This is a genomic window from Sphingosinicella xenopeptidilytica, from assembly GCF_042676985.1.
GTDB classification, from domain to species: domain Bacteria; phylum Pseudomonadota; class Alphaproteobacteria; order Sphingomonadales; family Sphingomonadaceae; genus Sphingosinicella; species Sphingosinicella xenopeptidilytica.
This window is the reverse complement of sequence record NZ_JBHTIK010000011.1, coordinates 112,570-127,003: the sequence shown is the minus strand read 5'-3', so window position 1 is coordinate 127,003 and position 14,434 is coordinate 112,570. Positions and strand designations below refer to the sequence as shown.

The window sequence follows — 14,434 nt, the reverse complement described above, 5'->3', positions numbered from 1 at the left end:
CTCAGTTCCTCGGGCGTTTTGTGGCCGGCGCCGGATCGTACATGCGATCCAGAATTGCGCTCACCTGCGGACAGGAGGCCGCTGGATCAGGCACTGCCTCTGCTGTGAAACGGATCTCTTCCTCTGCCCATTGTGCATCGAGCGTCTCCAGATCATCGGGATCGTCGACCGGGGAGAGCGCCTTTTGCGCCTCTTCGTCCTGCTCGACCTCTGCGATCTCGCAAAGCAGCGCCAGCAGCGGGGCATAATCCGAGCCGCGCTCGGCCAGCCGCGCGGCGAGCGCGACAAGAACCACGCCGGGTTCGGCGAGGGTTTCGCGCGCAGCCGCTTCGGACAATGTGGAGCAATAGTCGAGGAACAGCGGCAGATAATCGGGCAATTCGTTGCCCGCCGGTTCAAGTCCTGCATCGAGATAGCGCTGGCGCAGATCGACCATCGCCTGGCCGCGGTCCCGGCTCTCGCCATGGACGTGCTCGAACAGGTGCAGGCTGTGTGCCCGCCCCCGATCGAACAGCTCGACATAGGCTTCCTGCGCGGCATAGATGTCACTGGCGGCAAGGCGGGTCAGCAACGGGTGCAGCCGCCTCACCGTATCGCGCGGCAATGCCGGATCCGTCGCCAGCCGTTCGCGGATTTCGCTGCATACCGCCTGGAGATCGGACGTCGGATAGCTGAGCAGGAGCGAGAAAAGGTGCAGATTGTGCATCAGAACACCTCCGTCGGCGTTTGCAGCTTCTTGCGTGCCGGCGCGCCGAACATGTTGCTGCTGGTGGTGCCGCTAGAACAGCCATTGCCGAAGGAAAAGCCGCAGGAACCGCGCTCATCGAACATGTCCTCGGCATCCTCGCGGTGTCCGGTCGGGATGACGAAGCGATCTTCATAGTCCGCCAGCGCCATGACCTTGTACATTTCCTCGATCTGTTTCGCCGTCAGGCCTACCGCTTCCGCTATGGCGTCATTCTGCACGCCCTCGATCGTTTTCGAACGCATGTAGCCGCGCATCGCGAGCATCCGCTCGAGGCAAAGCGCCACCGGTTTCTCGTCACCTGCCGTCAGCAGGTTCGCGAGATACTTGAGCGGAATGCGCAAGCTGCGGATGTCAGGCATTCCGTTGTTGACTGAAATCTGTCCCGCGCTCGCCGCTGCATTGATCGGCGACAGCGGCGGCACATACCACACCATCGGCAGCGTGCGATATTCAGGGTGGAGCGGGAAGGCGACCTTCCATTCCATCGCCATCTTGTAGACGGGCGAATGGCGGGCGGCCTCCAGCCAAGCCTCTGGAACCCCGTCTTTGCGGGCCTGCTCGATCACCTTGGGATCATTGGGATCAAGGAAGATGTCCAGCTGCGCCTGATAGAGATCCTCGACATCGGCGACGCTTGCCGCCTCCTCGATCCGATCCGCGTCATAGAGCATGACCCCCAGATACCGGATGCGCCCGACGCAGGTTTCCGAACACACGGTCGGCTGCCCGGCCTCGATGCGCGGATAGCAGAAGATGCACTTCTCCGATTTTCCGGTTTTCCAGTTGTAGTATATTTTTTTGTATGGGCAGCCCGAGACGCACATCCGCCAACCCCGGCAGGCTTCCTGGTCAATGAGGACAATGCCATCTTCCTCACGCTTGTAGATGGCACCTGAGGGGCAAGCCGCGACGCAGGTGGGGTTGAGGCAATGTTCGCACAGCCGGGGCAGATACATCATGAAAGTATTTTCGAACTGGCCGTATATTTCCTTCTGCACGCCCTCGAAGTTGTAATCCTCCGAGCGCTTGGAAAATTCACCGCCCAGGATTTCTTCCCAGTTGGGACCCCAGTTGATCTTTTCCATTCGTTCGCCCGACACCAGGCTGCGCGGCCGCGCCGTAGGGAAAGCCTTGCTCTCGCCCGTCTTTTGCAGATGGGCATAATCGAAGGTGAAGGGCTCGTAATAATCGTCGATCTCAGGCAGATCTGGATTGGCAAAAATCTTTGCGAGCAGCCGCCATTTGCCGCCCATGCGCGGTCGGATCGACCCACCGGCATCGCGAACCCAGCCGCCGTTCCAGCGCTTCTGGTTTTCCCAGTCCTTGGGATAACCGATGCCGGGTTTGGTTTCGACGTTGTTGAACCACGCATATTCCATGCCTTCGCGGCTGGTCCACACGTTCTTGCAGGTGACGGAACAGGTATGGCAGCCGATGCACTTGTCGAGATTGAGCACCTTTCCGATCTGGGCACGGATCTTCATGCTGCGGCCTCCCCATCGGCGAGAGCCCCCTCGAGCCAATCGACCTTTTGCAGTTTACGGACGATCACATATTCGTCGCGGTTGGACCCGACCGTTCCGTAATAGTTGAAGCCGTAAGCGAGCTGGACATAACCGCCGATCATATGCGTCGGTTTCAGCACCGCGCGCGTAACGCTGTTGTGGATACCGCCCCGCTGACCGGTAAGCGGCGAACCGGGGACATTCACGATCTTTTCCTGCGCGTGGTACATGAACAACGTGCCTTCCTTCATCCGCTGCGACACCACCACGCGTGCAACCAGCGCGCCGTTGCTGTTGAAGGCCTCGACCCAGTCGTTGTCGACCAAACCCGCCTTGGCGGCGTCGACCTCGCTCATCCAGACGATCGGCCCACCGCGTGATAGCGTGAGCATCAGCAGGTTGTCGGTGTAGGTCGAATGAATACCCCATTTCTGGTGCGGCGTGATGAAGTTGAGGATGACGTGCGGTGCGTCTTTAGCCTCATCCAGCATCGGCTTGACGGCCTTCGTGTCGATCGGCGGTCGATAGACGCAAAAGCCTTCGCCAAAAGCGCGCATCCATTTGTGATCCTGATAGAGTTGCTGCCGGCCGGTCAGCGTGCGCCAGGGGATCAGTTCGTGGACGTTGGTGTAGCCCGCGTTATAGCAGACGTGTTCGCTTTCAAGGCCCGACCAGGTCGGGGAGGAAATGATCTTCCGCGGCTGTGCCTGAATGTCGCGGAATCGGATCTTCTCGTCTTCCTTGGGCAGCGCCAGGTGCGTGTGGTCACGGCCGGTATTCCTTGATAGCGCCGCCCAGGCCTTGACCGCGACCTCGCCATTGGTTTCAGGCGCCAGCATCAGGATCACCTCGGCTGCGTCGATGGCGCTTTCGATCTGCGGTCGTCCTTTCGTCACACCGTCTTCAAGCACCGGGCCATTGAGGCGGCGGAGATTCTCGACTTCGTGATCGGTATTCCAACCGATCCCTTTGCCGCCATTGCCAAGCTTTTCCATCAGTGGCCCCAGCGCCGTGAAGCGCTTGTAAAGGTTCGGGTAGTCCCGTTCGATCAGCGCCACGGTCGCCATCGTCCGGCCCGGGATCGGTTCAACCTCGCCCTTGCCCCAGTCGGCAACGTCGAAAGGTTGAGCGATCTCGTTAGGGCTGTCGTGCTGGATAGGGGTCAGCACGACATCATGCTCGATATCCAGAACTTCGGGCGCGACTTCGGAGAATGTTTTCGCGATACCCTTGTAAATGTCCCAGTCGCTGCGCGATTCCCACACCGGATCAACCGCCGCCGACAACGGGTGAATGAACGGGTGCATATCGGACGTGTTGAGGTCGTCCTTTTCGTACCAGCTCGCGGTTGGCAGCACGATGTCCGAATAAACGCAGGTGGTCGACATGCGAAAATCAAGCGTCACGAGCAGGTCGAGTTTACCCTTCGGTGCATCCTCGTGCCACTTCACATCCTTCGGCTTCTGCGCGCCGGTTTCGCCGAGGTCCTTGCCCTGCACGCCATGCGCGGTACCGAGCAGATGCTTGAGGAAATATTCGTGGCCCTTGCCCGACGACCCGAGCAAATTGGAGCGCCAGACAAACATGTTCCGCGGCCAGTTGGCAGGATCGTCCGGATCGAAACAGGAAAGCTCGATTTCGCCCGTTTTCAGCGCGGCGGCGAGATAGGGCCCTGCCTCCTTGCCGGACGCCTTCACCGCCTTGCCGACGGTGAGCGGATTGGTCTTGAGCTGCGGCGCGGACGGCAGCCAGCCCATGCGTTCGGCGCGCACGTTGTAATCGATCAGGCTGGCGTCCCAATCCCCTTCCGGTGCAGTGGGGGACAAGATCTCATCAACACCCAGCGTTTCGTAGCGCCACTGGTCGGTGTGTGCATAGAAAAAGCTGGTCGAATTCATGTGGCGCGGTGGCCGGTTCCAGTCGAGTGCAAAGGCGAGCGCGGCCCAGCCGGTCTGCGGTCGCAGCTTTTCCTGCCCCACGTAGTGCGACCAGCCACCGCCCGACTGGCCAACACATCCGCACATCACCAACAGGTTGATGATGCCGCGATAGTTCATGTCCATGTGATACCAGTGGTTGAGACCGGCCCCCAGGATCACCATCGACTTGCCTTTGGTGATTTCTGCGTTGTGCGCGAATTCACGTGCGACAGTGATGATGTGATCCGCAGGTACGCCGGTGATCTTTTCCGCCCAGGCAGGCGTGTAGGGCACGTTAAGACTGTAGTCCCGCGCGACATTGCCGCCGCCAAGGCCTCGGTCGAGTCCGTAGTTCGCGCAGAACAGATCAAACACCGTCGCGACCAGTGCCTTGCCGTCCTTGAGCGCGATCTCACGGACAGGCACGCGCCGGTTCAGCACATCGGCATGGTCCGTGCCCTGGAAATGATCGTGTTCGCGATTGCCGAAATAGGGAAAGGCGACATCGACGACGACATCATGGTCGCCGCCAAGGATCGCGGTCATGCGCAACTGGGTCTCCTCGCCTTTTCCATCCTTCTCTTCCAGATTCCATTTGCCATGTTCGCCCCAACGGAAGCCGGCAGAGCCCAGCGGCACCACCGGTTCGCCGCTCTTCGCGTCGATGGCGACGGTCTTCCATTCCGGGTTGTTCGTCTCACCCAGCGCATCCTTGAAGTCGGACGCGCGCAGCAGCCGTTCGGGGACCAGTCCGCCCTTGCCGGGCACCAGCCGCACCAGCATCGGCATGTCCGAATATTTTCGGCAATAATCCTCGAAATATTCCGCCTGCCGATCGAGGTGGAATTCGCGGAGAATAACATGCCCCATCGCCATCGCGAGCGCAGCGTCCGTACCCTGCTTGGGGTTCAGCCACAGGTCGGCGAACTTGGTGGCCTCGGCGTAGTCGGGTGACACCACCGCCACCTTGGCACCGCGATAGCGAGCCTCGGTCATGAAATGAGCATCGGGAGTCCGCGTCTGCGGAACATTCGAACCCCACATCATCAGGAATCCGGCGTTGTACCAATCCGCGCTCTCCGGCACGTCGGTCTGCTCTCCCCAGGTCTGCGGGCTCGACGGCGGCAGGTCGCAATACCAGTCGTAAAAGCTCATGCAGGTGCCGCCGAGCAGCGACAGATAGCGCGATCCGGCGGCATAGCTGACCATCGACATGGCCGGGATAGGCGAAAAGCCGATGACCCGATCCGGCCCATAGGTCTTGGCGGTATAGGCATTGGCCGAAGCGATGATCTCGTTCACCTCTTCCCAAGTCGCGCGCACGAAGCCGCCGTGGCCGCGAATAGCGGTATAGCTTTTGCGCTTGACCGGATCCTCGACGATCGATGCCCAGGCCGCGACGGGCGTGCGGATGACCCGCGCTTCGCGCCACAACTTGAGCAGGCGGGAGCGGACCATCGGATATTTCAGCCGCTGCGCCGAATAGATGTACCAGCTGTAGCTCGCGCCGCGTGGGCAGCCCCGCGGCTCGTGGTTGGGGAGATCGGGCCTGGTGCGGGGATAATCGGTCTGCTGTGTTTCCCAGGTAATGATCCCGCCCTTGACGTAGATTTTCCAGGAACAGGAGCCGGTGCAGTTCACGCCGTGGGTGGAGCGCACGATCTTGTCGTGCTGCCAGCGCTTCCGATAGCCATCCTCCCAGTCGCGGTTCTGGTTGGTGGTGATGCCGTGACCTTTGGAAAAGGACTGCTTGGCCTGCCGGAAAAAGGTCAGGCGGTCGAGTAGCTGGCTCATGCGGCAACTCCCTGGATGAAGGTGGGGGTACCGGCGGGGGCAGGCACACGACCACGCTCAATGTCGTGCAAGAGCCCACCGCGCCGGGTGTAGATGAACCACGTCAGCGCAGCACAACTGGCGTAGAAGACAAGAAAGCTGATCAGTGCCGCCATCGGCGAGCCTGTCACTGCGATGGATGAACCAAAGCTTTTGGGGATGAAGAAGGCACCGTAGGCCGCGATAGCCGACGTGAAACCGACAATCGCCGCCGATTCCTTTTCTGCTTGCCGCACCTGCTCCGCTGCAGACAGCTGCGGCATAAGGCGCGGCACCTCGAGGCGCATGATGTTGGGGATCATCTGGAAGGTCGAGGCATTGCCCACCCCGGTCATGAAGAACATGAAGATGAACATGCCAAGGAAGCCCCACCAATTGGCAGCTTCAAGGAAATAGATCACACCGACCACGCCGACCATCATCAGCACGAATACCCACAAGGTGACGCGGGCGCCGCCCCAGCGGTCCGACACCCAGCCGGTGCCTGCGCGGCTCAGCGCGCCGACCAGCGGGCCGAGGAAAATGAATTTGAGCACATCGACATCGGGAAACTGATGCTTGGCCAGCAGCGGCAGGCCGGCGGAAAAGCCGATGAACGAACCGAAGGTGCCGGTGTAGAGCCAGCACATCAGCCAGTTATGCTTGCGCTGGAAGATCACGGCCTGTTCGGCAAAGCTCGCCTTGGCATCGGCGATATCATCCATCCCGAACCAGGCGAGGAGCGTTGAAGCGATGATGAATGGCACCCAGATGAAGCCAGCGTTCTGCAACCACAGCTGCCCGCCCTCGCTCGATGGGCGCGGATCGCCGCCAATGGCACCGAATACGCTCGCGGTAATTACCAGCGGCACAGCGAACTGCATCACCGAGACGCCCAGATTGCCGAGGCCCGCGTTGAGCGCCAGCGCGTTGCCCTTTTGCGCCTTGGGGAAGAAGAAGCTGATATTCGACATCGACGAGGCAAAATTGCCGCCGCCGAAGCCGCACAGCAATGCCAGCACGAGGAAGATGAGATAGGGTGTATCCGGGTTCTGCACGGCATAGCCGATGCCGAAAGCCGGGATCAGCAGCGACGCGGTCGACAGCGTCGTCCACAGCCGTCCGCCGAAGATCGGCACCATGAAGCTGTAGAAGATGCGGAAGGTCGCACCTGACAGCCCAGGCAGGGCGGCCAGCCAGAACAGCTGGTCAGTGGTATAATTGAAGCCGATCGCCGGCAATTTCGCGACCACCATCGACCATACCATCCAGACCGAGAAGGCGAGCAGCAATGCGGGAATGGAGATTGTGAGATTCCGCTGCGCAATACGTTGGCCGGTCGTTTCCCAGAAATCCTTGTCTTCCGGACGCCATTCCGTGATCACCTTCGCCGGCTGGGCGGCGGCATGGCGCCCCTCCTCGTGGATCGAGGCCATTTCCGGGAACTGCGGCAGGGTGCGATGATCGAGCCCGCTTGCGCTCTGCTCCATCTGCCGTACCGCCATGTGCATCCAGGCAAGCGCTACGCCGACGAGCGCGAACAACACCATGAAGCAGCTGGTCCAGATGTTGGTGAGATCGTTGGCCGCGCCGAACACGATCGGCAGGATGAAGCCGCCCAGGCCGCCGACCATGCCGACCATGCCGCCGACAGCACCGACATGCTCCGGATAATAGACCGGGATGTGCTTGTAGACCGCCGCCTTGCCCAGCGACATGAAGAAGCCGAGCACAAACACCGCGATCACGAACGGAACCAACCCCATCGAGGTCGAGAAGTGGATGTCCCCGTCAATGCCGTGAATGACATAATCAGTCGAAGGATAGGCGAGCATGAACAGGCAGAGAAGCGACACGCCGAAGGTCGTGTACATCACCTTGCGCGCGCCATAGCGGTCGGACAACATCCCACCATAGGCGCGGAACAGGCTGGCCGAGAGGGAGAAGGTTGCCGCGAGCATACCCGCGACCTTTATGTCGACGCCATAAACCCCGACCAGATAGTTGGGCAGCCACAGGGCGAGTGCGACAAAGGCGCCGAACACGAAGAAATAATAGAGCGAGAAGCGCCAGACCTGTTGATGGCGAAGTGGCTCAAGCTGTTCGATCAAGCTGCGCGGCTTCTCACCGCGCGCCTTGCGCGCTTCAAACGCGGGGTCGTTACGGGCAAAGAGGAAAAACAGCACTGCCGCAACCGCCAAGCCGATCGCCCAAATTTGGGCAACCGCCTGCCAACCCATCGCTACCATCACGAAGGGCGCAAGGAATTTGGTCACCGCCGCGCCGACATTGCCCATGCCGAAGATACCGAGCGCTGTCCCCTGCTTCTCGGGCGGGAACCATTTGGAGACATAGGCAACGCCGACAGCGAATCCTCCGCCGGCAAGCCCGAGCCCCAGGGCGGCGAGAAGCATGAGGGAATAGCTTTCGGCGGTCGACAGCAGCCAGGTAGAAATTGCCGACGCCAACATCGTGAGCGTGAACATCAGACGACCGCCGAATTGGTCCGTCCAGATGCCAAGGAAGACCCGCACGAGCGACCCGGTCAGGATGGGTGTCCCCACCAGCAGACCGAACTGGGTGTCGTTGAGATCCAACTGGCTTTTGATCTCGATACCGATGATGGCAAAGATCGTCCAAACCGCGAAGCATGTGGTGAACGCAAGAGTGCTCAAGCTTAACGCTTTGGCTTGAAGGCCTTTGGTCGGCTGGGCCGCCGTTGTCGCGTCCATGATTCTACCCTGCACAGCAAAATGATGAGACCGACCATGCTTAGGTTAGGGAAGAGATTATTGATGCCGATCAAAAAAAGCGAGGGCGGCAACACTGGAATTTACTCGACTTGATTTGCAGATGAACGCGATTTCATAATAATCAATTATATGATTGATATATATCAATCAAACTCTTGATAATCATCATCGCGACTGTTAGTGCTATAGTCATGCGCACCGAAGAGATTCCTGAAATCGCGGCTCTGCCATTGTTCGCTGCCATGGACGAGAGGATGCGCGGGGAGATTTTTCACGCTTCGTTCCTGCAGGTCTTTCCGCCAGCGCTTACGCTCATCGAAACCGGCGGTCGTGCCGATTTCCTGCACGTGCTCCTGGACGGGCTGGTAGAGTTGTTCACGACCAACGGATCGCGCGAAGTCACGATGCAGTTGGTGCGCCCCGTTTCAAGCTTCATTCTCGCCGCAGCGTACACCGATCAGCGTTATCTGATGTCGGCGCGGACGCTATCGGCTTCGCGTATCCTGATGATCCCATCGCCGCTGCTGAGAACAACGATCGCCAAGGACGGTGCGCTTGCCGCCGCGGCGATGACCGAAATTGCGTTACGCTACCGCAATTTGGTGCGCTCGCTGACGGATATCAAGCTCAGGCAGACTCTCGAAAGGCTGGCCAATTTCCTGTTTCTGGAAAGCCAGCGGCAGGGAGATACCGTGCAATTCCAGCTACCTGCCGAAAAGCGCGTGATTGCTTCGTTGCTGGGCATGACACCTGAGAATCTGTCCCGCGCCTGTGGAACGCTGGCAGAGCACGGCGTGCTTATCAGCGGGCCCACAGTACAGATCATCGACCGTACGAAGCTGATCGCACTCGCCCGGCCTGATCCGGTGGTTGATGATCTTTAGAAACGGGCCTCGACCGAGAACCAGGATTTGGTTGTGTCGGTTGCAAAAGCGTCCGCCTCATAGTGCGAGAGTTTGAACGCGGCACTGATCTGTCGCGTGACAGGCACGGTTAGCCACGCGCCCACTTCGCGACCATAATCGGCACCGCCGTGCGTGGCATTGAAATCGTGCAGTTGAAATCGCAGCGTTGCCGGAGTGCTTGTGAACAGCGAACCTATGCGCCACTGCACGTCGGCATAAAGATCGCGAAGACCGCTCGGCGGCGTCGTCAGGAAACGATCGGTCCAACCGTTGAAGGCGTGCAGGGTCGCAAGCGGCGTTTGCAGGGCTGTGATCCCATCGCCTTCCAGCCGCTCATAACCAACTCGTATCGTCACGGGCCCGATGCCGATGCCGGGCTCCAACAACAGATAGTCGTGTGCGAAATCGCGCGGATTGATACTCAGGTCGCTTTGCCGGGCATATTCGGCGGCATAGTGAATGCGCAGCCCGTCGCTCAGCGGTTGTTCGCCTGTCAGGCGCCCGCCGAGCGTGCGCGATGAAAGTGCCGGAGCGGCCGGTATATCCAGCCAATAGCCATAGGCGATCAGCGTCCCGAACGGCGCGAGCGTGACTGATCCGCGCAGCAGATGAATATCTGAATCCGGCCAGATGCCCTGCGGCGAATCCTTCCCAAACACCCGATTGACGCGCCAGCTGTATGCATAATCGATGCGCGTGCCGGCGGCGGGCACGATGCCGATGCGCACGGCGTCGAGCGTCTGGTCGTTCTGCCGCCAGTCGACGCTGCCGACCCAGCGCTGATTGTCGAAATTGATGGCGTGACGGCCGCCGATCACCTCCAACTGGCGCGCGGGCTGCCAGCGGACATAGGCCTGATTTAGCAATATGTCGGATGGATCCGCGACCACCGGAAAGGCCGCCCGTCCATTCACCGTGTCATTATAATCTTTCGGTCCGACGCGTAGGATCGCCTCGCCCTCGACCACTGCGCTGAAACCATGCCAGGCAGCGGTACGCACACCAGCGCGCAGGCGCAGCGTGGATGCCGTCGCCGATTTGGCAATGCCCTCCTGATCCACGGTTTCAAGCCGGTATCGCGCGTTGAGATAGGGCGTAACCGCATCGGATATTTCCGTGGCCGGGGCGGGGGTTGGCGGCGCGGATACCTGCGCAAGGGCGCTGGCTGCCGGCATCAGCGCAAACAGTGCAGAGGCGGAGAGAGCTATGGGCAGGCCGATGCAAGCGTGTGACATGCACGCCATTTGAGCCCGGTCATTGTGGCTTCAATTGATATAAATCAATAGTAATGATCGATATCAACTTTAGTGAGTGTTTCATTCGCTTGGAGATCGGTGCCATGGATGACCTGCTTATAGCGCGCGCTGTGCATGTGATCGGTGTCGTGGCCTGGTTTGGCGGCGTATGGTTTGTCACGTTGGTGGTGCTGCCTGCTATCCGCCGGGCCGAGCCGCCCGAGCGCCGCATCAGCGCCTTTCACCGGATCGAGGGACGGTTTGCCCCGCAAGCGGGTTTTTGGGTGCTGCTCACAGGGGCCAGCGGCTTCTGGCTCGTCAGGCGAATGGACCTGTGGTGGCGCTTTGCTGATCCGGCCTATTGGTGGATGTGGGCGATGCTGCTTGTCTGGCTAGTGTTCGTTCTGATCCTGTTCGTACTCGAACCGCTGGTCATCCATCCTCTGCTACGGGGAGGCGATCCCGAAGGGCGTTGGCACCGCCGGCTGCAGATCGTGCACGTCGTGCTGTCGCTGGCCGGCTTCGTGACCATAGCGGGCGCCGTCGCGGGATCGCATGGCTGGGCACAATGAACCACGCCGCAAAGGGAAGCCCCTTCCGCCTGCTTGGCGCCGCACCCCATCGCCTGCCGTTCCTGACCGGCGTGTTCAATCTCTTGATGCTGCCGCTGTGGTGGCTGGCGCGGCTGACGGACGCGCACTGGTTTCCGCTTGGTCTCCCACAGGGCGATGCGCTCCACGCGACACTGCATGGACCGGTGACTGTCTATGCGCTGTTCATGCCGTTCATCCTCGGCTTTCTTGCAACCGTCTTTCCGCGCTGGATGGGGTTGGACGACCTGCCATCCCGGCGCTTTCTACCCGCTGCCATCCCGATGATGCTCGGCAGCCTGCTCCTCGCCGCGGCACTGTGGAGCGACCAATTGGCATTGCTCAATGCCGCGCTGGCGCTGATGCTGGCTGGATGGGGCATCGGCGCCGTGCTGCTCGCCAGCGTGCTGCTGGCGCATTGCAAGGCCACCCGCAAGCCACACTGGCACGGCCTTTCGGCTTTGGCGGGCTGGCTGCTCGCGCTTGCCGGCCTCGCGCTGTTGCTCGCCTTTACCGCCGGTGAGTGGGCACCCGGCCGAGCGGCTTCGATCCTGCTCGGCACGCATGGGTTAACCGCCGCCATCTTCGTCACCGTCTGCCACCGCATGATCCCCTTTTTCGCCGGCAATGTGGTGGCCGGCTACGTCAGTTGGCGCCCCTATTGGCTGCTTGGTTTGTTCTGGCCGCTGCTACTGGCAGACATCGTGGCGACCCATTGTGGTTCACCGCTGCGCGGGCTGATAGCCGCGGCGATGACGCTGCTATTGCTGATGATGCTGTGGCGCTGGACTCCGCGCAGGCCTGTGCCGGGGTTGCTGATGGTGCTGCTGTGGGGCTTTGCCTGGGCGCCCGCCAGCTTCCTCTTTGCCGCGCTGGCCACCGTGGCTCCTGTCCCTCCTATCGCCGCCATTCACGCCCTGCTGCTCGGCATGGGCGCAAGTCTGCTCGTGGCGATGGTGACGCGCGTCACCCAGGGGCATAGCGGACGACCGCTGACCATGCCTGCGGTGGCATGGCTTGCCTTTGGAGCAGTGCAGGCGGCGGCGCTGGCACGGCTCGGAGCGGCCCTCACGTTCGAGCATTCCTCTCTGCTCCTGATCGCCGCCCTGCTGCTAACGCTAGGCGTGTTCCCCTGGGTATTGCGGGGCGGCACCATCTATCTCAGCCCCCGAAAGGATGGCCGACCCGGATGATCACTCGTACTACTTTTTTGGCAGCCCACGACGCAGCCGAAGCTGCCAATGGTTTGGGGTGTCGCTCGTACGTTGCGATCTACCAACTGACCAGCCCCAACTTGTAAGGCCCATCTCAGGAGCAATCAAACCTCAGCAACATTCGGGCAGGCGCGCAATCGTGACCTTCGCCAACAAATTGGTCCGGATTGAAAGTAAGAGTTTCGGCTATTTCGTGCTTGGCAGGAGCGGCGAATAGTACGGAAGAATTATACAGCGGAGCAGATCATAAAGATTGCGGGATGCTGAGTTCGGCTTCCTGCAGCCCTTAGGCGGAGCGGGCTCTTCCGAACGACGCTTTACCGCAAGATCGATGAAAGCACGTTTCCGAAGCAGGTGACTTTGGGCCTGCGCTGCATCGGAAGGCGCGAACCGACCTCAACCAATGGGTAGAATGCCCGTCCTTATACCGCTATCCGGAGATATCTGACCCCGGTTGGCGCGGGAGATGCCCTCCGCAGCGTGTCGAGATGGTCGGACCAATGCTGCATCATTCGCACGCGTTCCTCCCAATACTCGCCCCGCGCATAAGCCCGCCTCACGGCATTTCCGTCACAGTGCGCGAGCTGCCGCTCGATGGCATCGGCATGCCATATCCCCATTTCATTGAGCAGAGTCGCTGCCATCGCGCGAAAGCCGTGACCCGTCATTTCGGTCTGCGCGAAGCCCATACGCCGCAAGGCCGCGTTGATCGTGTTTTCCGACATCGGCCGATTGGCGGATCGCAGTGACGGGAAGAGAAACCGGCAGTAGCGCGCATCGTGCTGGATCGAGCGGATGATATCGATTGCCTGACGCGAAAGCGGAATCGCGTGGGGCCGGCGCATTTTCATCTTCTGCGCAGGAATGGTCCAGACAGCAGCGTCCAGATCGAGTTCGGTCCACTCCACATACCTGAGTTCGCCGGGCCGGACAAAAACATGCGGCAAGAGGCGTAGGGCCACTTTCGTGTTCGCATGACCCGCGAACGCGTCGATCGCCCGCAACAAGCCTCCTACCTCATCGGCCTTGGTGATCGCCGCGCGGTGAACAGGCTTCGGCGTAATAAGCGCTCCCTTCAGATCGGACGCGATGTCGCGGTCGGCACGCGCCGTGGCAATGGCGTATCGAAAAACCTGCGAGCAGGTGCTGCGCAGCCGTCGCGCCGTCTCATAGTGGCCCTTGACCTCCATTTTCCGAAGCATCAGCAGCAATTCTTGAGCTGTGATCGATGCAATGGGTCGCTTTCCAATCGATTGACACACGAAGTCGAGCAGCCAGCGCAACTTCTTCATCGTGACCACCGAGCGGCCTTCCCGCTCGACCTTGATCAGCCACTCATCGGCAACGGCCTTGAAGCTGTTCGCGGCGGCCACGCTCGCGGCGATGCGTTCGAGCTTGATGTGTTCTCCGGGGTCGTTCCCGTCAGCCAGCACCTTGCGCGCGGCGTCCCGGCGCTCACGTGCTTCGGCAAGCCCGGTTCCGGGCCAGACGCCGAGCGCGAGCGTCTTCTGCTTGCCAAGATACCGGTAGTTCATGCGCCAGTACCGCCCGCCCGAGGGCAGGACCAGCAGATAGAGGCCATCGCCATCCGTCAGCTTGAACGGCTTGTCCCGCCCCTTCGCGGCTTTGATGGCAACGGTGCTCAGACCCATGATGGTATCTCCCTTCCCGACCCGCGCGATGTACCATCAAAAATACCATCAGATTGATGGCATGTGGCGGTCTAGAGCGGGATGACTTGGGGGCATTATAG

Annotated in this window: 9 protein-coding genes and 1 pseudogene; 4 read left to right on the top strand and 6 right to left on the bottom strand. The window is 60.7% G+C overall.

Going from position 1 to position 14,434, the window contains the following annotated elements; genetic code table 11:
* Position 1: 1 nt before the first annotated feature.
* The 4 genes from narJ to ACFQ00_RS15020 are packed head-to-tail and all read right to left on the bottom strand — an operon-like array spanning position 2 to position 8,716.
* The gene (gene narJ, locus ACFQ00_RS15035; protein WP_374597821.1) at positions 2 to 706 is read right to left on the bottom strand and encodes a nitrate reductase molybdenum cofactor assembly chaperone; all 705 of its coding nucleotides are present in this window, start codon (positions 704 to 706) and stop codon (positions 2 to 4) included.
* Positions 706 to 2,232, bottom strand: coding sequence for a nitrate reductase subunit beta (narH, locus tag ACFQ00_RS15030; protein WP_339708237.1), 1,527 nt, complete (start codon positions 2,230 to 2,232; stop codon positions 706 to 708). The genes narJ and narH overlap by 1 nt, the downstream gene beginning before the upstream one ends.
* The gene (locus ACFQ00_RS15025; RefSeq protein ID WP_381492514.1) at positions 2,229 to 5,966 is read right to left on the bottom strand and encodes a nitrate reductase subunit alpha; all 3,738 of its coding nucleotides are present in this window, start codon (positions 5,964 to 5,966) and stop codon (positions 2,229 to 2,231) included. The genes narH and ACFQ00_RS15025 overlap by 4 nt, the downstream gene beginning before the upstream one ends.
* A complete protein-coding gene (locus tag ACFQ00_RS15020) occupies positions 5,963 to 8,716 on the bottom strand; it encodes a nitrate/nitrite transporter (protein WP_374597816.1) in 2,754 nt (917 codons plus the stop codon). The genes ACFQ00_RS15025 and ACFQ00_RS15020 overlap by 4 nt, the downstream gene beginning before the upstream one ends.
* A 212-nt stretch (positions 8,717 to 8,928) precedes the next feature.
* Between ACFQ00_RS15020 and ACFQ00_RS15015 the strand changes: the two genes are divergently transcribed.
* Entirely contained in the window at positions 8,929 to 9,621 is a 693-nt protein-coding gene (locus ACFQ00_RS15015) for a helix-turn-helix domain-containing protein (protein ID WP_374597814.1), read from the top strand.
* Here the strand turns inward: ACFQ00_RS15015 and ACFQ00_RS15010 are convergent.
* Complete coding sequence (locus ACFQ00_RS15010) at positions 9,618 to 10,817, bottom strand: alginate export family protein (RefSeq protein ID WP_381492510.1); 1,200 nt, start codon at positions 10,815 to 10,817, stop codon at positions 9,618 to 9,620. The two genes, ACFQ00_RS15015 and ACFQ00_RS15010, sit on opposite strands and share 4 nt — an antisense overlap.
* Positions 10,818 to 10,930: 113 nt before the next feature.
* Between ACFQ00_RS15010 and ACFQ00_RS15005 the strand changes: the two genes are divergently transcribed.
* From ACFQ00_RS15005 to ACFQ00_RS14995, 3 genes and pseudogenes are all read left to right on the top strand, one after another.
* Entirely contained in the window at positions 10,931 to 11,449 is a 519-nt protein-coding gene (locus ACFQ00_RS15005) for a hypothetical protein (protein WP_381492507.1), read from the top strand.
* Positions 11,446 to 12,660, top strand: coding sequence for an NnrS family protein (locus tag ACFQ00_RS15000; protein WP_374597808.1), 1,215 nt, complete (start codon positions 11,446 to 11,448; stop codon positions 12,658 to 12,660). The genes ACFQ00_RS15005 and ACFQ00_RS15000 overlap by 4 nt, the downstream gene beginning before the upstream one ends.
* A gap of 300 nt (positions 12,661 to 12,960) precedes the next feature.
* Positions 12,961 to 13,092 (top strand): annotated as a pseudogene (locus ACFQ00_RS14995) (AlpA family phage regulatory protein); the annotation flags it as partial.
* Positions 13,093 to 13,103: 11 nt separating this feature from the next.
* Here ACFQ00_RS14995 and ACFQ00_RS14990 read toward each other — a convergent pair.
* Positions 13,104 to 14,333: a tyrosine-type recombinase/integrase gene (locus tag ACFQ00_RS14990; RefSeq protein ID WP_374597806.1), complete on the bottom strand. Its 1,230-nt coding sequence runs from the start codon at positions 14,331 to 14,333 to the stop codon at positions 13,104 to 13,106.
* Positions 14,334 to 14,434: the final 101 nt, after the last annotated feature.